At 62.0% G+C, this 21,885-nt stretch carries 14 protein-coding genes and 5 pseudogenes; 9 read left to right on the top strand and 10 right to left on the bottom strand.

Annotated elements, in window-relative coordinates:
* Positions 1–113: 113 nt before the first annotated feature.
* The 7 genes and pseudogenes from EJ067_RS20085 to EJ067_RS20055 form a co-directional block, all read right to left on the bottom strand.
* Positions 114–2,582, bottom strand: a pseudogene (locus EJ067_RS20085) (S8 family peptidase).
* A 17-nt stretch (positions 2,583–2,599) separates the two neighbouring features.
* Positions 2,600–3,585 (bottom strand): annotated as a pseudogene (locus EJ067_RS20080) (ATP-binding protein).
* Between the two features lie 355 nt (positions 3,586–3,940).
* Complete coding sequence (gene rlxS / locus EJ067_RS20075; protein ID WP_024505648.1) at positions 3,941–5,911, bottom strand: relaxase/mobilization nuclease RlxS; 1,971 nt, start codon at positions 5,909–5,911, stop codon at positions 3,941–3,943.
* A gap of 178 nt (positions 5,912–6,089) precedes the next feature.
* Complete coding sequence (locus EJ067_RS20070) at positions 6,090–6,773, bottom strand: lytic transglycosylase domain-containing protein (RefSeq protein ID WP_024505647.1); 684 nt, start codon at positions 6,771–6,773, stop codon at positions 6,090–6,092.
* The gene (locus EJ067_RS20065) at positions 6,761–7,213 is read right to left on the bottom strand and encodes a S26 family signal peptidase (protein ID WP_244514236.1); all 453 of its coding nucleotides are present in this window, start codon (positions 7,211–7,213) and stop codon (positions 6,761–6,763) included. The genes EJ067_RS20070 and EJ067_RS20065 overlap by 13 nt, the downstream gene beginning before the upstream one ends.
* Positions 7,214–7,305: 92 nt before the next feature.
* Positions 7,306–7,575 (bottom strand): helix-turn-helix domain-containing protein, encoded by a 270-nt coding sequence (locus EJ067_RS20060; RefSeq protein ID WP_024505645.1) that lies wholly within the window; start codon positions 7,573–7,575, stop codon positions 7,306–7,308.
* Positions 7,576–7,756: 181 nt separating this feature from the next.
* Entirely contained in the window at positions 7,757–8,080 is a 324-nt protein-coding gene (locus EJ067_RS20055; protein WP_024505644.1) for a DUF736 domain-containing protein, read from the bottom strand.
* Positions 8,081–9,090: 1,010 nt separating this feature from the next.
* Between EJ067_RS20055 and EJ067_RS20050 the strand changes: the two genes are divergently transcribed.
* From EJ067_RS20050 to groL, 3 genes and pseudogenes are all read left to right on the top strand, one after another.
* On the top strand, positions 9,091–9,438 hold the full coding sequence (locus EJ067_RS20050; RefSeq protein WP_063169239.1) for a hypothetical protein: 348 nt from the start codon (positions 9,091–9,093) through the stop codon (positions 9,436–9,438).
* Between the two features lie 62 nt (positions 9,439–9,500).
* Positions 9,501–9,794 (top strand): annotated as a pseudogene (gene groES, locus EJ067_RS20045) (co-chaperone GroES); the annotation flags it as partial.
* A gap of 65 nt (positions 9,795–9,859) precedes the next feature.
* Positions 9,860–11,515, top strand: a complete 1,656-nt coding sequence (gene groL / locus EJ067_RS20040; protein ID WP_126057772.1) for a chaperonin GroEL — start codon at positions 9,860–9,862, stop codon at positions 11,513–11,515.
* Between the two features lie 157 nt (positions 11,516–11,672).
* On the opposite strand, the pseudogene EJ067_RS20035 reads toward groL, so the two are convergent.
* A pseudogene (locus EJ067_RS20035) lies at positions 11,673–12,023 on the bottom strand (zincin-like metallopeptidase domain-containing protein); the annotation flags it as partial.
* A gap of 140 nt (positions 12,024–12,163) precedes the next feature.
* Here EJ067_RS20035 and EJ067_RS20030 point away from each other — a divergent pair.
* Genes EJ067_RS20030 through EJ067_RS20015 form a run of 4 tightly spaced genes read left to right on the top strand, consistent with a single transcriptional unit; the run spans position 12,164 to position 17,334 of the window.
* The gene (locus tag EJ067_RS20030) at positions 12,164–13,303 is read left to right on the top strand and encodes a site-specific integrase (RefSeq protein WP_126085777.1); all 1,140 of its coding nucleotides are present in this window, start codon (positions 12,164–12,166) and stop codon (positions 13,301–13,303) included.
* Positions 13,303–15,081 carry a site-specific integrase gene (locus EJ067_RS20025; RefSeq protein ID WP_245467990.1) on the top strand — a complete coding sequence of 593 codons (1,779 nt, stop codon included), beginning with the start codon at positions 13,303–13,305 and terminating at the stop codon, positions 15,079–15,081. The genes EJ067_RS20030 and EJ067_RS20025 overlap by 1 nt, the downstream gene beginning before the upstream one ends.
* Complete coding sequence (locus EJ067_RS20020) at positions 15,078–16,898, top strand: hypothetical protein (RefSeq protein WP_126085776.1); 1,821 nt, start codon at positions 15,078–15,080, stop codon at positions 16,896–16,898. Before EJ067_RS20025 ends, EJ067_RS20020 begins: the two co-directional genes overlap by 4 nt.
* Complete coding sequence (locus EJ067_RS20015) at positions 16,891–17,334, top strand: hypothetical protein (protein WP_126085775.1); 444 nt, start codon at positions 16,891–16,893, stop codon at positions 17,332–17,334. Before EJ067_RS20020 ends, EJ067_RS20015 begins: the two co-directional genes overlap by 8 nt.
* Here EJ067_RS20015 and EJ067_RS20010 read toward each other — a convergent pair.
* Both EJ067_RS20010 and EJ067_RS20005 read right to left on the bottom strand, forming a co-directional pair.
* On the bottom strand, positions 17,318–18,214 hold the full coding sequence (locus EJ067_RS20010; protein ID WP_126085774.1) for a zincin-like metallopeptidase domain-containing protein: 897 nt from the start codon (positions 18,212–18,214) through the stop codon (positions 17,318–17,320). The two genes, EJ067_RS20015 and EJ067_RS20010, sit on opposite strands and share 17 nt — an antisense overlap.
* Before the next feature lie 50 nt (positions 18,215–18,264).
* Positions 18,265–18,933, bottom strand: a pseudogene (locus EJ067_RS20005) (ArdC-like ssDNA-binding domain-containing protein); the annotation flags it as partial.
* Between the two features lie 355 nt (positions 18,934–19,288).
* On the opposite strand from EJ067_RS20005, the gene EJ067_RS20000 reads away from it, so the two are divergent.
* Together EJ067_RS20000 and EJ067_RS35500 are read left to right on the top strand one after the other, a co-directional pair.
* Positions 19,289–20,461, top strand: a complete 1,173-nt coding sequence (locus EJ067_RS20000) for an IS110 family transposase (RefSeq protein ID WP_189343228.1) — start codon at positions 19,289–19,291, stop codon at positions 20,459–20,461.
* Between the two features lie 854 nt (positions 20,462–21,315).
* On the top strand, positions 21,316–21,885 hold the full coding sequence (locus EJ067_RS35500) for a hypothetical protein (RefSeq protein WP_245454735.1): 570 nt from the start codon (positions 21,316–21,318) through the stop codon (positions 21,883–21,885).

Here is a 21,885-nt window from a genome sequence, read left to right as displayed (position 1 = left end):
GGCCTATCGTCCTCCGCGCATGATCCCGTGCCGACGTGATGATCCAGCACCAGCCGCCATGGCACCAGAGGCTGGTCAAACCTCCGTTGTTGGCCGGTTTGGACAGTGCTGCATCAGGTCTCGACCGACGTCTCGACAGTCAGGGCTGCTTCGACGGGTGTGAAGATGTCAACATCGACCCCAGGCGCCCGAATCGTCACAATCAGGGCGTACCGAGCCAGAGCGTCGACGCGTTCCAGGTAAGGCTTCTCCTTCCACCAGCCCCCGACCGGGAACACGCCGATCGCGTCACGCTCGGCGAGATCGGCGGCGCTGCCCGACCAGAAATCGGCGTGCAACGAGCCGCGATCGCGGAAGGTGCCGAGCAGCCACTCTTCTCCGCCTCCAGCAGGCGCCCCTTCCTCCTCGTCCCGAGCGGCCTGATTGATGCGGGCTCGGAATTCGTCGACTGTCTCGGTCGCTGACTTTACTCTGAACCGAAGACCATGGGACGCGTAACGATGCCGGCGGGTCCATCCGCGTTCACCGGGGTTGGGTTCGATGAAATAGGACAGCGTGACGCGGAGCTCGACCTGGGCAGCGCCGAGCGCCGCGAGCTGCTCCTTCGGCCAAGGCAGGCGATGCAGCTTCATGTCACGCGTTTTGGCAGCCGCGCCGCCCTCGCGCTGGAAAGGCTGAAGCTCATCTTCAACGATAAGCGTGAGGTCGTTCACCGTTGACAGAAGCGCGCGCCCAAGATCTGGCACGCCGTAACCATAGCGCCGCACGAGCGCCTGGATCTCGCCCTTCGCTCCGTTGCACGCATCGATGCGTGCGCGCATCGCCGGAGTCCATTCGGCCGAGTGGACGATCAGGGCGCGAACCGATTCAGGCCACAGCTCGGGGCGCGCTGATAGAATTAGTCCCGCCATCCGTGCGGCATGGGCCGTTGCCGCGCTCGTATCTCCGAGGGTGGTGAAGTGGCGCAGTTCGGGTCGACAGAAAGTGGTCAATATCTGCAGATCGTCGATCGGCTCGCCGGGCAACACACCGTCATGGGCGAGATTGCCGCCTTCGAAGACGACCTCGGGCTTCACCGGCCACTGCCTGTCCCAAACGACCGAAGTGCGACTGCGCGGCGAGAGCTCGCCGACCGGCGCGATCGGAGCGTAGCCCGAAAAGTCGGTGTCAATGATATCGACCTTTTCTGTGAAAGCGCCGACCGTCAGCGCATTCCAGGCCTGAGAAGGATCATCGACTGCTTCCAGATCGTTGCGCGTCAAATGCTCGGCCGGCATGAGGTCATCGCCGATGTTGCCGGCAGAGAGAACGATCAAGCGTCGCTGTTCCTCTTCGAAACAGAGTTGGTCGATAGCGGCAGACCACGATGTGGGCCTTCCACGCGCCGGACTGGCGCTTGTCACAGCCATTGCGATCGCGCGGCGGCGCTCCGGCGCCTGCACCTCGGCGCGGGCGATCGCTTCCGCGGTGATCGCGCCATAGAGTTCTGGATCGTTTGCCTCGTCTTCTGGCGGAAGGATACGAACACTCTCCAGCCGAAAGGGCAATGGAACTGGATCGCCTCCGACCAGGAGCGGGACCAGATCACCGTACAGGCCGACACCTGCCATTCGCGTCCCGTGGCCGCTCCACGCAGGTGTGTCGTCGCTGCCCCATGCCGGTTTGACGGTGTGCCAGTCTTAAACGGCAAGTGCGGGTTCGATCAACGGGTGGGTGCGACGCACGCCGCTGTCGAGAATGCAGACCGCAATATCGGATTGAGGCGGTCTGACGCGCCCGAGAAGCTCGTCGCTCCAGTCCCTTTGCTCCGCGCCGCCAAGGCCCAGGAAGAAGGACGGCGTATCCTTCGCGCGCCGCAGCTCGGCGACGACATCGCTGTGCGCAATCATGCGGTCGAGCATTGCCGTGCTGGCGAGGGCCAGCATGACCACCCGCTCCGGAAACCTAACCGCATGCGTGCGCAAAGTGATGTTCAGGGCTTCGGCAATGTGCTCGAAGTTCTCGCGGCGACCGTCGCGCAGCCAGACTTCCCACCACACCTGCTCGTCAGCGGCCTGGGGGAAGAGGTCGTCGTGGTCGGTAAACAACGATCGTGCAGTCGCCAGCCTGACTGTCTCCATGCGGGAGACGAGCGGCTCGTTGCGCGGTCTGCCGCGGTCAGTATCAACGTCTCGATACGCCTCGACTTTCCGCAAATAATAGGCTTGCGCGCTTTGCGGCAGGAACACCGACGCTGTGATGGGAGCACCGGGTTGAGTTGGCTCATGGACGGCGACCAGCTCCATGTGCTGGCGACGATCGGCCAACTGGTCGAGGGCCGCCCGTCCGGACATGGGCAGATCGATCGCGAGGTAAAAGCCAGGCGTGCCGACCGACAGCTGGGGGTCACGCGCCGCAATCTGCTGGCGTGCACTTTCGACCGCTTGTTCGATGGATTGCGTCAAGGCCGCAGCATGCGACGCCCGATCACGCGCCGGCAGCGGCGGTGCATGTATAAGTTGGTTGGGCCGCCGATAGGCTTCCCGAATGCCGTTGTTGCGAAGGTGGATATGGGCGCGGTCGCGCGGAAAATCGTCTGCCATTATGATCTGTGCTGTCGCTACTCAAACAGCGACGCCTGCCGGCGTTCCTTCAGAGCGTCGATGAGCGCTTCCGAGGTGATCCGCTTCCCCCCCGCAATATGATGGTTTTTGCAGCGTCGTCGGCCGCGCGCGTGATCTCGGCCTGCGACAGTCTCTCTGCCTGAGAGATCGCCTCGTTCCAGGCAAGCCCTCTGGTGTCGAAGCGGTCGAGTCGAGCCCGAAGCAGCGCCTCTATAATCGGCCGATCGGGCACGGCGTATTCGATGACATCGTCGAAACGGCGGAACAAAGCTCTGTCGAGCAGCTCGGGATGATTTGTTGCCGCAATAATCAGGCTGTGGCTGTCGTCTTGCTCGAGAAACTGCAGAAACGAATTCAGCACGCGCCGAATCTCGCCAACATCCTGGCGTTCGCCTCGACGCGCGCCGATGGCATCGAATTCGTCAAAGAAGTAGACGCCCCGCGTCGCCTGCATTGCATCAAAAACAAGCCGCAGCTTTCCGGCAGTCTCTCCCATGAACTTGGTGATCAAACCATCGAGGACGATCGTGAAAAGGGGCAGATGAAGCTCCCCGGCCAATGCCGATGCGGTCATCGTCTTGCCTGATCCTGGCGGGCCGACCAGAAGCAGTTTGCGACGGGGAACAAGCCCGTGCTCGCGCAAGCTTGCTTGTTGGCGCTGCTCTCCCAGCACGCGGTGCAGGCGCGAGCGCAGACTGTCCGGCAAAATCATGTCGGTCAGTCGCAGGTCCGGATAGCGCACATGCAGGAGCCCTGCGAGCTCGCCCTTTGGCTGAAAAAGGGGAACCGGCCGACTGCTCTTGACAATCCGGGCGTCCCTGCTCTTGGCTGCGTCGACCAGATCCTTGAGCTCCTGAGCAAGCTTACCATGGCCTTGACGTGCCTCATGCGCAGCAAGCTGCATCGCGATAGAGAGGAAACGATCCTCGTCGCCGGCAATGTGGCTTTTAAGCAGCGTCACGATATGGCGGGCCGTGGTCATGGCTCTCTTCTGGGGTATCCGTTTACTTGGCGAAGCGCATGCAACCTAAACGCTTTCAACGGCGATTTGTATCGCGCAATGGTGTTTTTTCTCTTGTCGATGTTCGCCCGTGGCAACTTCAGCGGTGAACTGTTGCGCCGCGGTCATAGGCCAGCCGGAATAACGCCGGCCAGCAGACAACAGTCCGCATCTTCGAGCGCTCGAAGTCTGGCCACTCACGCAGCGTGTCGGGTCCGAACGCTCCAAAGCCGCCCCGCCTGGCAGGTCCATGCGACCGATTGCGGGCGTGCGGCCATAAGGTCTACGCGGGCTCGCATGGCTGCCCGCGCCGCTGGCTAAAAAGCTGTACACCATCTCACGAAACACCAGGTCCGCTCCTTTGCCGGCCGACGGTCCATGAAATCCCCTCCCCACTTACGACACCGGAGACCTCCTTGCCCACATGGCGCTCAAGCACCGGCCGCCATGGCACCAGCGTGAACTCGCGCGACTTTTCAACGACGGCATATTTTCCGCTGGCAAGCTCGACGGAGCGGCGGAGCGTACCCTCTACTCGTCCTCCGGATCGCGCTTCGGCATAGGGCAGGCCAAGTTCCTCCGACAGTTGGCCAGCAACACGGTTCAGTTCTCGCTGGCGCAGGATCGAAAGCATGTTGGCTCGATAGACGATCCCATCCTGTTCTTTATGCGCGAGGCCTTGCGCGATCAGCCACTGCCGCCGGCGAGCTTGCGCCTCTCTCACGTCGCGGCCGAAGCCGGATCCGTGCAAAGGCTCGGGTCTATCGGCAACCAGCTCCCGGTCGAGCCAGGTGGCGCCGTTGAAGCTGACCTGTCGCTCCAGCGCCATTGAGGAGAGCTTGTCGGCAACGACAGGCTCGGCCCTGGCCCGCTGGCCCTCATAATTCGCGACGCGATCGAGATGGTCCGGCGCGATGAGCCAGGTGCCGTTCGGCTCTCGCTCGACGCCGCCGGTCGCGCGGCGGATCGCCTCCAGCCGCCGCACATGCGTTCGCGCAAAGCTCTCGGTGGCGGATGGGTCATGCTTCAGGTGCATATCGACGTCGTAACGGCCGCCATGCGCGGCGGCGATTTCGGCGATGGTACGATCGACCTGCCTCGGCTCGGTGTTCCTTGGCGCGACACGCACGATGCAGCCATTAGGCATCGTTTCCATCGCCTCGCCTCTACCGATGTTGATCCAATGGCTCTTACCGTCGACGGCGTCGACGATCATGTAATGGCGGTCATTGATCTCGTCGGCCAGTCCACGCGCGACAACGCGACCGACGAGAGACTGGACGGGCTCGCCGGATCGATCGTGGATCACCCAGTCGGCGGCCCTGCGGGCAAGCCCCTTGCCGGTCAGTTCGCGGTGCATGGTCTTGATGATGTCGCCGCGTTCGCCGGTGCGGCGCAGCGTGGCTTCGAGCTCATCGTCGAGGCGCCAGGAGCCAGCGCCGACCTCCGCGGCCAGACCCATCCGCTCGAGCTTGCGCAGCCGTCCCTGGTGCAGCGTCTGGCGAATGGCGTCGGGACCGCCCGGCGAGACCAGGCCGTCATCATCACGCATGCTGAGCAGCCGACGGTCGATGCTGGTGAAGCGTTCCTGCTCCATTTCCCGGCGCAGGCGAAGCTCAATCTCGCGGTCGGTTCGCGGACCGAGATCGAGGCTGACCAGCTCGGCCGCCCGCTCGCGGATGCCAGATGAGATATATTCGCGCGCGATGACCAGGTTCTCGCCACGGTCGTCCCTGCCACGGACGATGATGTGGCTGTGCGGGTGGCCGGTGTTGAAATGATCGACCGCGACCCAGTCGAGCTTCGTGCCGAGGTCTTCCTGCATCTGCGCCATGAGCCGCCGCGTCAGCGCCTTGAGGTCGTCGTACTCGATGCCGTCTTCGGCAGCGACGATGAAGCGGAACTGATGGCGGTCGCCGTCCGCGCGATCGATGAACGCCTTGCCGTCGACGCGGCCGCTGTCGGCGCCGTAGAGCTCGCCAGGTTCACCTTCGCGGGTGACCCCGTCGCGCTGAAGATAGCGTAGATGGGCACGCGCCCCGTCCGCGCCCTTGCCGGCGAGCTTGACGACCCGCGCCTTGACGATCACCCGGCGCTGGCGGAAGGCGGCATACCGGTCGCGCGATTTCAGCAGTGCGGCGGCCGCCCCGCCGCGCCCTGTCCGGCTTCCTGTGAAGCGACCACCGCGTTGCGGCCGGCCGCCAGCCCGGTTGATCGCCGCACGAACCTGGCCGGCATAGCGTTTGCCGGCCTTCGAGCCGCGCGACCCGATTTTGCCGAGCTTCGGCCTGAACTCGTCATCCTTAATGCGAGCCTCCCAGACATATCAAGCAAAATCAGACACTTACACGTCAAACCCTCTTGGCACCGGCGGCAGCCTCCCGGAAAAACGATGTGCAGACAAAGATTTAACCGCCTCCTGGAGGCGGTACCTTTATCTTGCCTTCCGCGCCCAGCCCCGCCAGACGCGCCCCCGTCCGCCATGGCTAACGCACCGGCTCCTTCGGCTGCGCGCCGTCCTTGCCGAGCGGCACGAAGAGATCGCCGTTTCGCACGCCTGAGTGAACACCGTCATGAATGAAGAACAGCGACCGTCCGAGAGGAGCGATTTGCGCCTTTGGAGCGACAGATTGGCTTTCGAACGCCTCGATGTCGGCCGCCGAAACTCCGGCCGCCTTGAGTTGGTCGAGGTACTCGACGGTCTCTTCTGGCAGCGGTTTGCCACGCTTCAAATGCTCGTCGTAGCGCTCGGGACCGGCATTGTAGGCGCCAAACAGGCCAGGAAATCCGAAGCGGTCATACATGGCACTGAGATAGGCCGTGCCGGCCAGGATATTGTCGCGCGGATCGTGGGGGTTAGGCCCAAGGCCGTGTTCGACCCGCATCTCTTCATAGGTGCCGGGCATCACCTGCATGAGGCCCATGGCGCCAGCGGGGGAGGTGATGGGGCGGCCGCCGCGCATTGTCTTGCCGCCGCTTTCGGCAGCCATGACGGCATAGATCCAGGCTTGGGGAATATGGAAGCGCCGGCTTGCTTCCGATACCAACGTCTGCCACTTTCGCAGCTGCGGACTTTGGGAGATGGCGACCGGCTCAGCGCCGGTCGAGGCGGAACAGGCGCATGGCGCAATGGCGATCATGCCCAACAAGAGGAGGGTCACTCGGTCCATAGTGGTACGAGCCTCCCGATGACATTTTGAGTGGGAACAGGCCCGAAATAGCGGCTGTCGAAGGAGCGGTTTTTGTCGCTGCCGAGCAGGAAAACCTCGTTATCCCCGAGCGCTCGGCAGCCGTTCCACCATGGCAAAGGTCGGCCTTCGGCGTCGATTTTGAGCCGGCGCGCGACGATGTCGCCGCCGATGATGATGGCGTCATTGAAGGCGCAGACATTATCGTCCGGCAGCGCTGCAAGACGTTTTGCCAGCGGCACATTGCGAGGCAGATAGCTGCGCTCGGCGGCGAGATACGCCGCGTATTCAGGCGGGCGCACGAGCACGAGATCGCCACGCGCCAGCGCTCCCGCAGCGATGCGGTAAAGGCCGATCGGCGCGCTGGCCGAGGCGTTCCAGACCAGCCAAGGGGCGGGCTTTCCCAGCGCCGTGAAGCCCAAAAGACCGAGACCGGCCGCGGCCAAGGCGACCGTCTTACGGGCTCGAACACGCCTCAGGCGGCTGCCGATCAGATGGATGGAAGGGCGCCGCCTCATGAACGGCCTCCCGTGCCGCCCTGGCCGGAACCGGCCTTGCCATCGCCGGCGATGGAGTGCTGCGGGTGTCCTTTCGACCAATGGTCGAGTTCGTCGATGTGATAGCGGACATAGCGGCCGTGCTTGCGGAATTTCGGGCCGCCGCCCTTGAGCCGCATCTTTTCGAGCGTGCGCTGGGAGAGCCCGATATAGAAGGCGGCTTGGGCTGTGCTGAGAAACGGGCTGCCCTTTTTCGCGCGGGCCGCGCGTTCGTTTTCGTCGTCCATGATGATCCTCGTTTCGCTTCGGACAAGCGAGGGCGAGGATGGGCGAGGGAGATCGTCTCGGGGACGGGCGAAGAGTCGGGGGAGAGTTTTCGCCGCCCTTTAGGGCGGACGGGGTTTGGGTGGAACTCCTGGGAATGAGCCCCGCGCCGGGGCTGCGGCGCGAGGCTCTTATCTCGGCCGGTCAGTCGGCCGGGTTCCAGATGATGGCGTAGGTGTCGTGATCGTCCTGGCCGGCGGCTCGGCCGAGATTGGCGTAGAGCTTGCGCGGTCCGAACTCCGGCGCTGCAATCGACAGGCTCACATAATCCTTGCCGGAAGTCTCGCCGGTGCGGATCCAGCCAGCGCCGACTTCGACCCCTTGCGTAAGCACCCGGAAGTCGGGATGGTTATCGGCGCTCTTGGCCTGGTTGGGGACGATATCGATGTCGGCGCGGACGCTGAGCGTCTTGAACTGGCCCTTGTAGGCGCCGTTTTCCTGCTTGTTGACGTAACCGATCGCGGTCATTTCGAAGTCTCCTTTTGTGGTTTCGCCGGGGACCATCCCCTGCGATGGCGCACCGTAATGGGCGCGTCAGGACCGCCTGAATCCGACAGGGCCGCAGCGACAGTGAAGGACCCGAGCGGGCAGCTTTTTTGTGAGCGAAGCGGCGCGAGGAAGCCGCCGCAGGCGGCGGGGAAAAAAGCTGATGGCGCGAGGGTTTCGGGCGGCCGGACCCGCCCATAGGTCGACAAGCCAGCCGCAGGGATGGTCCTTGGAGAGAGCATGGAGACCGCTCGCCAAGTGCGGTCTGTCAGCCAAGCAGGACGCCGGGATGAAACGGCCTGCAAAGATGCTGCGCCCTTATGCCGGATCGAGATCGTGCCAGCGGGTCGGGCGCCAGAGCAGACATCCGGCATGGTGCGATCTATGAAAGCAGGGCTCGCCAGCGGGAATTTGATACGCGAGGGGGCCAAAGTAAGGCTGGATGAGAAGCCGGTGCTACCTGCAGGTCCAGTGTCATGTGGCGGCGCTCGGGAAACCGCTACGCAATGTAACGCGCTCTTATGAGGCGAACAGACCGGCCCCAAAACCGATCGACCGGTGGTCGGCGCGAAACGCGTCATGCCTGTCCGAAAGCTGACAGTGGCAGAAGACGCATGTCGGGTTCCGCACAATTGACCATGCTGGATTTGTGAGGTTTTCAGGGAGAGCCATGCGTTCACTTCCCAGTGAGCTTTGGCACGGCATTTGCTCTTGATGTGGCAACACGGATCGAAGGTTGACTGCATGCACAAGCGCGAGATGAGCAATGCTCTCCTTTCCTGGAGGCTTGGCAGCAGATTCGATTTGACGTTGCGAGGAGCTTCAGCCGCTCGCGGCGGAAGTGATCTCAAATCTGAAGGCACCGTTGGGGCCGCAGCCATCAAACACATCTTTCTCTTTTTCGCAGCTCGTCTTCAACGCGATGCGGACTTCTTCGCGTCGACGGCGGCCGAAGGTGGAGAAGGGGCTCGACTTGCAAAAAGGAGTTGTCAATGACGTCTTACGTTCGCACCAACAGCCCGGCGCAGGTGCGCTCACTGTCCACCTTTGGCAAGCATCTGCAAAGGAGCGTGCTGACGGCGACGCTGCTTGCCGCGGCTTCGACGGGAAGTGAAGCGCAGCCCTATGTTCGTGCTGACGGCAGCACGACTGACGACTTGGAAGCGGCGCGAGCAAGTTGGCGTCATGACGCCGAATTCAATGGAAATGTGGGGCTCGCAGCCATCAACGCGGATGCCGCGTATGCGTTGGGTTCCACCGGGGAGGGGGCCAGAGCTCCTCGCCTGCCCTCGTCCGTCTTGACGAGTGCCCGCTTACAGCCTACCTCACTATCGCGTTAGCACTCGTCCATCGCGAGTGCTAACAAAAACCCCTCAACAGCGCACCAGGGAAAAATCCGAAAATGGCAAAGTCGAAGTTCCGCCCGCTGCATGACCGCGTGGTCGTTCGCCGGGTCGAATCCGAATCCAAGACCGCTGGCGGGATCATCATCCCCGACACGGCAAAGGAAAAGCCGCAGGAAGGCGAGATCATCGCTGTCGGCTTCGGCGCTCGTGACGAAGCTGGCAAGCTGGTCCCGCTGGACGTCAAGGCCGGCGACCGCATCCTGTTCAGCAAGTGGTCGGGCACGGAAGTCAAGCTCAATGGCGAAGACCTTCTGATCATGAAGGAATCCGACATCATGGGCATCATCGGCTCATATCAGGCCCTTTCGTCAACTGAATTCCCGGGCTCGATTGAAGCCCCTGCCAGGAGCTAAAAATGGCTGCCAAAGACGTAAAATTCTCCCGCGATGCCCGCGAGCGCATGCTGCGCGGTGTCAACATCCTCGCTGACGCGGTGAAGGTCACGCTCGGCCCCAAGGGCCGCAACGTGGTCATCGACAAGTCGTTCGGCGCCCCGCGCATCACCAAGGACGGCGTCACCGTCGCCAAGGAAATCGAGCTTGAGGACAAGTTCGAAAACATGGGCGCGCAGATGGTCCGCGAAGTTGCTTCGAAGACCAACGACATCGCTGGCGACGGCACCACGACCGCGACCGTTCTGGCGCAGTCGATCGTCCAGGAAGGCCACAAGGCCGTTGCCGCCGGCATGAACCCGATGGACCTGAAGCGCGGCATCGACCTCGCGGTAACCGACGTCGTTGCGACCCTGATCAAGAACGCCAAGAAGATCAAGACCTCCGAAGAGGTTGCCCAGGTCGGCACCATCGCCGGCAACGGCGATGCTTCGGTCGGCAAGATGATCGCCGAAGCGATGCAGAAGGTCGGCAACGAAGGCGTCATCACGGTTGAGGAAGCCAAGACCGCCGAGACCGAACTCGAAGTCGTCGAAGGCATGCAGTTCGACCGCGGCTACCTCTCGCCCTACTTCGTCACCAACGCCGACAAGATGGTTGCCGAGCTCGAGGACGTCTACATCCTCCTGCACGAGAAGAAGCTGTCCAACCTCCAGGCCATGCTGCCGGTTCTCGAAGCCGTCGTGCAGACCTCGAAGCCGCTGCTCATCATCTCGGAAGACGTCGAAGGCGAGGCTCTGGCCACGCTGGTCGTCAACAAGCTGCGTGGCGGCCTGAAGATCGCCGCCGTCAAGGCGCCGGGCTTCGGTGATCGCCGCAAGGCCATGCTGGAAGACATCGCCATCCTCACCGGTGGCCAGGTCATCTCGGAAGACCTCGGCATCAAGCTCGAGAACGTCGGCCTCAACATGCTCGGCCGCGCCAAGAAGGTGTCGATCTCCAAGGAGAACACCACCATCGTCGACGGCGCCGGCAAGAAGGCCGAGATCCAGGGCCGCGTTGCCCAGATCAAGCAGCAGATCGAAGAGACCACTTCGGACTACGACAAGGAGAAGCTGCAGGAACGTCTGGCGAAGCTCGCCGGCGGCGTTGCGGTGATCCGCGTCGGCGGTGCGACGGAAGTCGAAGTCAAGGAAAAGAAGGACCGCGTCGATGACGCCCTCAACGCGACCCGCGCGGCCGTCGAAGAAGGCATCGTTGCTGGTGGTGGCGTCGCGCTGCTGCGCGCTTCGGCCAACATCAAGGCCACCGGCGTCAATGCCGACCAGGCCGCCGGCATCAACATCGTGCGTCGTGCGCTTCAGGCTCCGGCCCGCCAGATCGCGGCCAACGCCGGTGCGGAAGCATCGATCGTTGCCGGCAAGATCCTTGAGAACAAGGGCGCGACCTTCGGCTACAACGCCCAGACCGGCGAGTATGGCGACATGATCGCCATGGGTATCGTCGATCCGGTCAAGGTTGTCCGTACGGCTCTTCAGGACGCGGCCTCGGTCGCCGGCCTGCTGGTCACCACCGAAGCCATGATCGCGGAGGCTCCGAAGAAGGAGTCGGCTGGCGGCGGCATGCCTGGCGGCATGGGCGGCGGCGGCATGGGCGGCATGGGCGGCATGGATTTCTAATCCAGCTCTGGCAGCTTTCGCAACGAGAGGGCGGCATCAATGCCGCCCTCTTTTTTTGCGAACCTCGGTCCGATGAACGATCGACGCCAACGCCGGCCATCGGCGTTAGGGCAACCTCAAAAGAACTGTCGAGTTGGTTGCGCGCGGCTTTGCGTCATCAGAGGCGCAAGGCGGTCGCGTGTGAGGATTGCGCGCTCCCATAGGCGGTTTCGGCATGTGCCTCGCCTTCGACATCGACATTGCGGCCAAGCAGGAAATCGGCGGCTTTCGAGGCATGGCTTGCGGCGCGGAAGATGGCGCGGTTGTCCTCGCGCAAAACCGTCAGCCATGAGCCGATGTAGTCGGCATGGCGCACGCTCGGCTCGATGCCGAGACTGCTGCAGATGAAGGCTGATGCGATTTCGGCGACCAGTTCCTCGCGCGCATAGGTGTTGGACCCGAAGGAGCCGGACAGGTCGCGCGCGAGTCGCCTCGGGTGGCCGGTCCAGTGTCCAAGCTCGTGTTAGGACCCGTCTCCAGCGCGTCCTTTCTGTCATCTTCCTGAACTAGAATCAGGACAGTTTTGGTTGCGTGGGACGCCCGCCGCTTTGCCGGGCGGGCCCGAGGGCCTGCCCGGCAAAGCGGCGGGCGGCGCGAATTGGGGAACCCATGGCCGAACTGTTATTCACCACCGAAGAGTTTGCGCCGCACGGCATATCACGCCCGGGCGTCCCCATGCTTCTCGATAACGAGATGCGACTTGTCGAACCAGCTTGCGCGTGGCTGCTGCACATCGCTCTGGTGCGGGGACGCACGCGCAGTCGGCAGACATGGCGCACCTATGGAGAGACTCTCTACGATTGGTGGCAGACGCTTGAGGCCAATGAATGGGTGTGGGACGCGATCGGAGTAGCGGAGATCGCAGCTTACCGAGATCGAATGCTCTTTCGTCCAAGCGATCATACCAGGCGCGCTTACGCGCGCGGTACGATCAATGGTCGCATCAGAACGTTGGCCCTGTTCTACCGATGGTGCGTTGGTGCGGGCCTTGCTCACCACTTGCCATTTACCGCGGACGAGTTGGCACTATCGCGAAGCCGACCGCAGGGTTTCCTGGCGCACGTCGACGCCACTGGTGGACGCCAGACTGTCAATGAGCTGACGGTCCGACAAACATCGACATTGCCGAGACCTCTGTCACCCGCAACAATGCGCCAGGTGATGAGCGGGCTGGACTCGCGAAATCGATTGATTGTGGAGTGGGCTGTCACCACCGGTATGCGCCGGATGGAAGTTGCCGGATTGCGGCTGCGCGTGCTTCCGCGGGAAAGCTCGGATGCCCTTACCGCAATAAAGATCGAGACCACCAAGGGCGGGAAAGCGCGGACCGTTTATCCGCCACAGCCTTTGGTCGACCGTACGCTTGCCTATGTACGTGAGGAGCGCGCCGCCATTATACGGCGCGCGAAATCCCGAAACCCGAACTATGCGGAACCAAATACGGTCTTTCTGACGGAAGCTGGACGGGCGGTGAGTGCTCGGCGCGTAGGCGCGATGTTCGCCGCTGCTGCCACGGCAGCCGGTGTGACTGCTAGCTTCCACGCGCTGAGACATACTTTTGCGACCTCGATGCTCCGGTTCCTGCAACGGCGGACACAACAGGAGCCGGAGCTCAATCCGCTCCTCACTCTGCAAGTTCTCCTGGGACATGCCGATCTGACCACTACGGCGATCTATTTGCGCGTTGTGGCGACAGACCTGACGCTTGCGGAGGCATCGGTCGAAAACCTTTATGAGGCTTTGTTATAATGGCACAGCGACGCAAGGATTATCGGCTCGATCCATCACCAGTGGGTCTTGTGGGCGTGCCTGGCTCTCTAGTGGTCAACTTCCTTGATCCCAACGGTCGACCGGAAAGCAGCTTCGACTTCACCGTCTATCGAACTGCGCCGAGGATTGCAGCCGAAATTGCGCTTGCCTTCCGTCACCATCATGCCGGCCACAGCCCGGCTACTCGCGAAGGCGCGTTCAACACACTTTCTCGCTGGTTTGCCTTCCTGAACGATCATACTTCCGAGATCACGTCGATGGGGGATGTCGATACGGCGGTGCTGCACGCCTTTATAGCCTGGCTCAATGCTAAGCCATGGACCAAGAGTTCTCGTCATGGCAGCTGGTCGGTGCTCAAGCAGATGATCGGCTGGCTCAAGCACAACCGACCCGACCTCGTTGCTTGCGATCTTGAAATCCCGTTCAATGCCTTTCCTCGTAAGAATGCGGAGACGCGCCCGCGAGAGGCGCTAAGCCGATCAGAGATGGAAGCTGTTCTGGCGGCGGCCCGGAAAGACATCGAGGCGAGCTGGGCGACCTTCCAAAGGGGAAAGGCACTTCTCTCACAGGTTGACCGAGAAGCGATCGCAAGGGAACGTGACCTCAGCCGGCTAAACCTCGACGACCTCGGCGTGATGCTTGCAGTTATTGTCGAGCATTACGGCGGACTGATGCCTCCGCAGAACGTTACGCTGAAGCGAGGTTCCGGGCGCTGGCGGCTTCACTTCGCCTCGGTTCGACACGGCGGAAACCAAAAGCTTTCCAGCTATCTTCATGCCCTGCCCGAAACGCTGATCCCATACATGATCGCCATAGGCGCGCAGAGCTATGCCAACCCCGAAGCCCTGCGCGACCTGCGGCGCGACTGCATGAGCGATCATCTGCTTCTTGAGGGGCGAGAGGTGATGACATGGTCGAAGGGCCGTTCGAGCCGACTCCAACGTCGAAGCTTCCTGCGCGACAAGAGCCTGTCGGTACCAAACCTCGTCGACAGAGTTCTGGAAATGACGGCGGGGTTGCTGCCGCACGTTCCCGCTGACGACCGCGATCGGTTGTTCCTTGTTGCGAGCATAAACGGTTCACGCGCAACACAGCTGATCCCCAACTATCTGGCCAGCAAGCATGTTCGGCTCTTTGTGCAGCGCCACGATCTCGTTGACGAGAAAGGAGACCCGCTTGCTTTGACCTTGGCGGCCCTGCGCACAACGGGACTTACCCTCGCACACGAGGCACTCGGCCACGACATTCTGAAAACCCAGGTTCTCGCCAACCATGTCACCCCCGACACAACGCAACGGTATATCGATCGGCCGATCGTCCGACGAGCCCAAGAACGCATCGTCGGCGACCTGCAGGCACGCTTCGTCGATATTGTTCGTGGTACTGACGCTCCTGAGCGGAGGGACGAAATATCGGCAACCGACGCCGCGTATGCCACGGCTGCCGGCTTCACTTGCAAGGATCCCCTCGCCGGCGTCGGGGAAGGTCAGAAAGTTGGCCGGCTGTGTACGGCGTGGCTTGGCTGCTTCACCTGCCCGAACGCCGTCATCCCGCTCGATCCGGATGTTCTGGCGCGGCTGATATCCACGCGCGATGCGCTTGTCGCGGCGCGTCAGGAACTGGCGCCAGATCGCTGGCGTCTTCTTTACGCCCCGAAACTGGAAATCCTCGAGAACGACATCTTGCCGCGCTTCTCATCCGAGCTTCACCTGGCTGCGTCTATGAAAGAGGCGCCAGCCTTGCCGGTGATCGAATGAAAACGCTGCTCGCCGAAAATCCCGTTGTGGCCGGATGGGCTGAAGCGCCGGTCTCGCCATGGAGTCGCTTCGGCGACGATGAATGGCTGCTCGATATCCGCACTGCCGGCCGGCGCGCTGACCAGAATAAGATAAACTGGACGCCAGAGTTGCCGGAGGGAGCTGTCATCAGCGAAACGGCATGGCGCAGTCTCCATAGGGCGGCAAAGCAGTTCCTATGGTCGATGACTGTGAACCCTCCGACCGGGCGCAAACGTCTGTCGCCAGCGTCGGTGCATAGCAAAGCCGTGACACTAAAAACCATGATTGGGTGGATGGCGCTTGACGGACTGGAGACGTTCAGCAGCATTGATGCCGGGGCCGTGGAGCGCCTGCGGACTTGGCTGCCGACGCGTCCAGGATTGAAGGCGAAGTCAATCACCGCCAACACCATCGTCAACTACATGTTGGTGCTGAAGGATCTCTATCGACAGCGAGCCAAGCTCAATGATGCCCCGTTGGTCGATCCCTTGCCACAAGAAACCACCTATGAAGCGGCAGGATTGACCCCAGCTACGCGCGGTGCGATCCCGTTCATCCCCGACCCCATTGCGATCTCATTGCTGAATACCGCGCTTCAGTGGGTGGAAATTTATGGCCCGACCATCGTGAGAGCCGAGACTGTCCGCCGCCAGGCCCATGAAACTGGGCTGACACAAGGGACCAGAAGGCAGGCCTCGGATCATGTTCGAAAGGCATTGCGCAGCATAAACCTGACAGGCCCTGCCGGTGAAGCACTGCTCGGCGCCCATGCGGTCCGCCACGCCGCCACTCGTCTCGTGGAGGCGTGCTACATCGTCATCGCCGGCTTTGTCGGCATGCGCGTGAGCGAGATTCTGTCGATCGAAATTGGCGCCATAGAGTCCCACCCGATTGCAGAAACCGGTGTCGAACAAGCTTACCTGGTGGCGAGGTTGTTCAAGACGGTTGACCAGCATGGCGGTCGAATGGAACGCTGGATTGCCCCAGAGCCGGTTGTGAAGGCAGTGGAACTGCTTGAACAGTTGAGCGCGCCGCTGCGCAAAGCATCCGGAAGGCGTGAGCTCTTCCTCGTCAAGAACACGCAGTATGGCGAGGTCGTACCGGTGACCCATATGCATATCGGCTGGCGGATCAACGATTTTGCGCGCCACGTCGGGGTGCCGCTGCACGAGGGAGAGCCCTGGTCGTTCAGCACACACCAGTTCCGCAAGACCTTTGCACGATTCATTGCCCGAAAGGACAGGTCGCAGCTTCTTGGCCTTGCCGAACACTTCAAGCATGCATCGGTCGCCATGACCGCGCGGGGGTACGTCGGCAACGACTTCGATCTCCGCCAACTGATCGAACACGAAAACCGGGCTGAAACGGCGACGGCGTTGGAAAGGATGCTGCTGAGTGATCGACTTGCCGGTCGCATGGGCGAGCGAATCGCAGCGAACAACGCGTGTTTCCGGGGACGAGCGGGTGAGCAGGTACGCCGGGATTACATCGAGTTCGTTCTCACCGATACCGATCTGCGCATCCATGCCTGCGACTATGGTTGGTGCGTGTTCCAGCGGGAGACCAGTCGTTGCGGCGGCGAGGTCGGTCCGAGCGAGGCTGGCCGGAGCCCGGCCGTCTGCCTGGGTTGCGCGAACATGGTGATTGAACTGCGCCATGCGCCTTACTGGCGCGATCGTCGAAGCCGGAATTTAGATCTACTCCCGCGGGCCAACGCCATGACGGCCGCCGTTCTGACAGAGGTGATCGAACAGTGCGACACTGTCCTGACCAGGATCGGAGAAAAGGATGAGTGAACCACGCTCGCCTTCCGCTACGTCGGCGGCTCGAGCCTACCGCGCCGCCTTGGCCCGGCTGGTACGCGGCGAGGGCCGCCATCCGGATCATCAGGGGCGGATCGTCCGGATCAGCCCTGCTTCAGTTGCACGTGAGGCGGGAAAAAGCCGAAACCCGCTCTACACGACACATCGGGACATCCTCGATGAAATCGAGGCCGCCGCTGAGGGACCCGGGCCTTCGAAGGACTTAGCCGAAAAGGTTCGCGAGCTGGAGGCCGAAATTGCCCTCTTGCGCGCCGATGCCAAGCGGCATGCGGAAGAAAAGCGTAGCCTGGCAAGCCAAAACCTCGCCCTGCTTCACAGAGCAAGGACGGTGGAGGGGCAATTAGCGTCGGTACAGCGGCGAGCCGCATTGGGGCCCGCCGCTGAACCGTCGGCTACGCGGCGGCGCTGAGTTCGCTAGAAGGTTGCTGCGCATGCATCCAATCAACGGCCTTCTGAGCCCTGCTCGCAGCCGCAAAGATGGCGGAAGAATCATTGCGAAGGACCTTCAACCAACTGGCAACGTAAGCCGCGTGATCGGGCCTCGGGCGAGCCGAGATCGACAAGTCAGCGAGAACCATTGCGGCTCCAAGCTCTGCCACAACCTCCTCCATCGCATAGGCCTCCGAGCCAAAACGACCCGAGAGGTCCCGGTCCAGCCGGTGCTTGGCTGCTGTCGCATGAAGGCCTTCATGAAAAAGAACGCTATAATGCGACGCACTGTCCTTGAAGTCAGCGAGAGCCGGGACATGCACCCTGTCGGCAGAGGGGAGGTAATATGCCTCACTGCCGCCGAAGACGGTGTTGATCCCGAGGTTAGCGTAAAATGTATCGGCTTCGCTGATGCGGTCGTTGTTTGAACGAGGAGCCACTGGCTCAGGCTCAAATCCGTCAACTTGAGCACAGTTGAACACCGAATAGCCACGCGCAAACAGCATGGTGCGCTCTGAACCATCAGCGTCGGCCTCGCCCTCGTCGGATTTGCCCCGGACCGGGCCCCAGAAGACGATCGTCGTGGATCGCTCGCCTCCGCGGACTTGGGCGCCCAGGGCTTGCCATTGGCGATAAGTTCCCCACACGCCCTTGGGATAGCCGGCGCTCTGCGCCGCGGCCCAAAGCGTGAGAGTGTTCACGCCGCGGTAAGGCTTTCCGGAAGATATGTTTGTGGGCCGTGATGTCGCCGTTCCATCATGATGCCACGGCATAACGAAGTCACCTGCACCGGCTTCGATTGCCGCGATGATCGCCTCGGTAACCTGAGCGTAGACGCCTGCGCGCTTCTGAGAGGTCATGATTAAGCCCTCCCTGCATGCGCTGCAGCGGGAAGGACACTTGCGATGAAACCTAACTCATGAAAGCAGGTCCGGTAATAGTCGATCTGGTGGAAGAAAGCCGGCTGCGGCGGCACCTGTATGGTGTCGCTGCCGGGCATGTAGAAGGCGCGCTCGCCGCCGATGCGAAAATCAGCGCCGGTTGCATGAATGAGCGCCTCGGCCTGCGGGACCATCTCGCGCTCAGGCAGAGGCTCGCCGGCGGCGTAAAGATGTTCGGGCAGATTATCGCACTGCGCGACATCGAAGACGGTGAAGCGCTTCAGGAAGGGCACCGCCTGCGGTTCGTCGCCATCGGTGTCGGCGCGTTGCTTTTCGTTCTTGGGAACAAAGCGGTCAGCGTGAACGATGGTGGTGCCGTGCTCGCCCTTCCTGACATTGCCGCCAAGCGAAAGCGCCTGCCGGAAGGTGAGCCAGTTCTGGCTGGGGAAACCGCGCTCGATGACCGCGCCCCACAGGATCAGGATATTGATGCCGGAATATCGGCGCTGGGTGGCCGCATTCCGCGGCAGGCCGAGGCCTGTCCTTGCCCTGCCCCACGGCTTGACCCATGGCACGGTGCCGCGCTCCAGTTCGGCAATGATGCGGTCGGTGATTTCCTGATAAAGGCTGGCGCCGGTGCGCCCGCCACTGTCTGCGCCAGCCTGTCGGCTGCCGCAACGTTTGTTGTTTGCACGCATCGTGATGTCCTCCGCTCTACAATCGCGCGCCCTCCCCGGAAGATCCCATGGGCGGTGGAGGCAGCGCTCGATCCCGATCTCGCGTGCCTGCCCCCGTGAGTGGGGTGGGCGGCAGAACGCGACTGGCTTGGCCCGCTGAACGAGGCAGGCCGCACCCGAAGGGCCGGAACGGAGTGGAGGATGTGAGCGGAGCGAACATTGCGGCCTGCCGCAGCGGGCCTAGAAAGGAGCGTCGCCCACCCCGCGAGCGGGGGCAGGCAACAACCAAAACCACATCGCGAAGCGATGACTGCAGCTGCGATCAACTCGCTTTGGCCGGCGTATTGCTCATGAACAACTTGGAGGGATAGAACACATGAAAGCTGAAAACGTGACTGAGATTGAAACCGATGCGGTCCATACGACACTCGGCGCTATCTTCCTGTCCCTGGAACTCAGTCGCTCGAGCTGGTTGGTGACAAGCTTGTTGCCGTGCAACGGAGAGAAGATGTCAAAGCGCGTCGTCAAGGCAGGCGATACGGCCGGATTGTTCGACCTTATCAGCCAGTTGAAGTCGACGGTTCGGCGCAGAACGGGCCGTGACGTGCCGATGATCGCAATCCAGGAGGCTGGCCTGGACGGCTTCTGGATACATCGGATCCTTGAGCGTGACGGTATCGAAAGCCATGTGGTTGATGCAGCATCCATTGCCACGTCACGCAGGAAGCGCCGGGCGAAGACGGACAAGCTGGATGGCGAGACCCTCCTTCGCGCCCTGCTTGCCTACAAGCGCGGCGAGCCGCGGGTATGCGCCATGGTCGTTCCGCCATCGCCCGAGCAAGAGGACCGAAAGCGCAACAGCCGTGAGCGACGCGCTCTCATCGCGGAGCGGATCAAGATCGTGAATCGGGTCAAGGGGCTCTTGTTCTCGCAGGGCATCGTTGGATTTGAGCCGCTGAAGCGGGACCGCCGCACTCGACTGGAAGAACTTAGGACCGGAGACGGTCGTGAACTACCGTCTAATCTCAAAGCGGAGATTGTCCGTGCACTGGACCGGATCGAGCTCGTGCTTCGGCAAATCAAGGACGTGGAAGCAGCGCGTGACGAAGTGGCTCGCAATGAATGCGACCCATCAAAAGTCGCCAATGGAATGTCGATGCTCAAGCAACTGCGCGGCGTGGGAGCGGACTTTGCCGAGGTGCTTTGGTCCGAGGGTCTGTATCGCGAATTTGCGAATCGAAGGCAGCTTGCCTCCTATGCCGGTCTGACGCCGACACCGTGGCAAAGCGGATCGATCAGCCGGGAACAGGGCGTATCGAAAGCGGGCAATCCGAGGCTGAGGACCGTGATGGTGCAATTGTCGTGGTTCTGGCTTTTGCATCAACCTCGATCGGCTTTAGCACAATGGTTCCAGGAGAGGGTCGCGCTCGACGGTGGCAGGCGCCGGAAGCCGGCCATTATTGCGCTCGCGAGAAAACTTCTGATCGCGCTATGGAAGTATGTTCATCATGGTGCTGTCATTGAGGGCGCTGTCATGAAGCCGGCATGATCAACGTACTCTTTTCCATCCGCCGGGATTGATCGCTCCCGGCTGATCCTGGGCGAACGAACCTCCCACCCCACTTGGCCTAAAATGCCGTCCGGAAGATTGGTCGCGTTCCCCTGAGCCTTACCGACGAAAGCGGGATGTTGGTGCAGCTGCCACAGCGCAGCGACCGTATGTGAGTTTGGACCGGTGTTATCACCGCGCCAAGACGACAGGCTCGGACCTAGGATCACAACGCATTGAGGTAGATATGCGAAGACAGCCTTGACGACAAAGTCCCCATGTGAGCGGGGTGGGCGGCAAAAGCGACCGGAAAGGCCCGCCGTCGGAGGCGGACTGCATCAGCAGGACCGGAACGGAGTGGAGGACCCGAAAGCGACAAGCGAAGGGTTGCGGGACGCCGCGGCGGGCCTAGAAGGGAGTGCTGCCCACCCTGCGCCAGGGGGAAGGCCACAATAGAAAGACGCCGGCCGACAGGCCGGCGACCGTCAGCAGCCGAAGGCTGCCCCGCGCCAGGGGGCGATGCCGCAGGGCCAAGACCGCCTGAGCTTGCCGAAGAAAAGCGGGCTCGGTTCACGAGCACCCGGCCAGCGACTTCAGGCGCGGGCGCTCAGGATTGTTGTTGGCGCCCACGGCAGCTGGATGACCGCAACAAGATTACGAGGAGCGACAGCAAAGCCAGCTGCCACAAACGGCACGCTCCGGCAACAACAGCGTGGCCGGTCTACAGATGCTGCCCCGCACGAGAGCCAGCACGCTTTGAGCGCGCATCGGCGATGCAAGCGTTGCAAGCTGGCCATGTCCACAAGGTCGGCGACCACTATATCGCCGACCACCAACGCGGGCGTACCGTCTAAGTGCAGACCTTTCGCGAGTGCGCGGACCGCGCATTTCATCTGCGATGGCCGGATCTTGCATTCCCGCTTGAGCTGCTCAACGTCAAGGCCTACACGCGCTGCGATCTTGAGAGTGACCCTTCAACTGGGGGAAATCATAAGGGCGCGGTGGAATTCGTCGAACTTTCCCTGTTTTCTCGAGGCGAGTGCGGCGAAGGCTGGGAATTGGGAATCCGGTCCCAGGACCGGGAACTGTTTGATCACAAGCTTCAGATTGGGTTCATGCTTGAAGGCTTTTTGGTAGTTGATATCAGCCAGTCTGCAATGCGGACAGTTGTGGTAGTCATTGAATATGACCAGAACGGCATCGCCTTGCGGGTTGCCGGCGATTGGCGAAGGAGATCGTTGTCGAATGCGCCGCTCCACTTTTGCCTGTCGGTCGACCACGCCTGCCGGTGCAGGTTCGCGCTATATTGGCTCGCCAGCAAGGCGAGGAGTAAAAGAAGAGCTGCGACAGTGATGGCAGTCGGCTTAGACATGAGTCTCCAATCCATGGACGGCGTGGCAGCAACGGCCGCCTTTTTGGTGTAA

Source organism: Mesorhizobium sp. M1D.F.Ca.ET.043.01.1.1, assembly GCF_003952385.1.
In the GTDB taxonomy this organism is placed as follows: Bacteria; Pseudomonadota; Alphaproteobacteria; order Rhizobiales; family Rhizobiaceae; genus Mesorhizobium.
The sequence above is the reverse complement of the archived record's forward strand: the minus strand, read 5'-3'. Positions and strand labels throughout refer to the sequence as shown.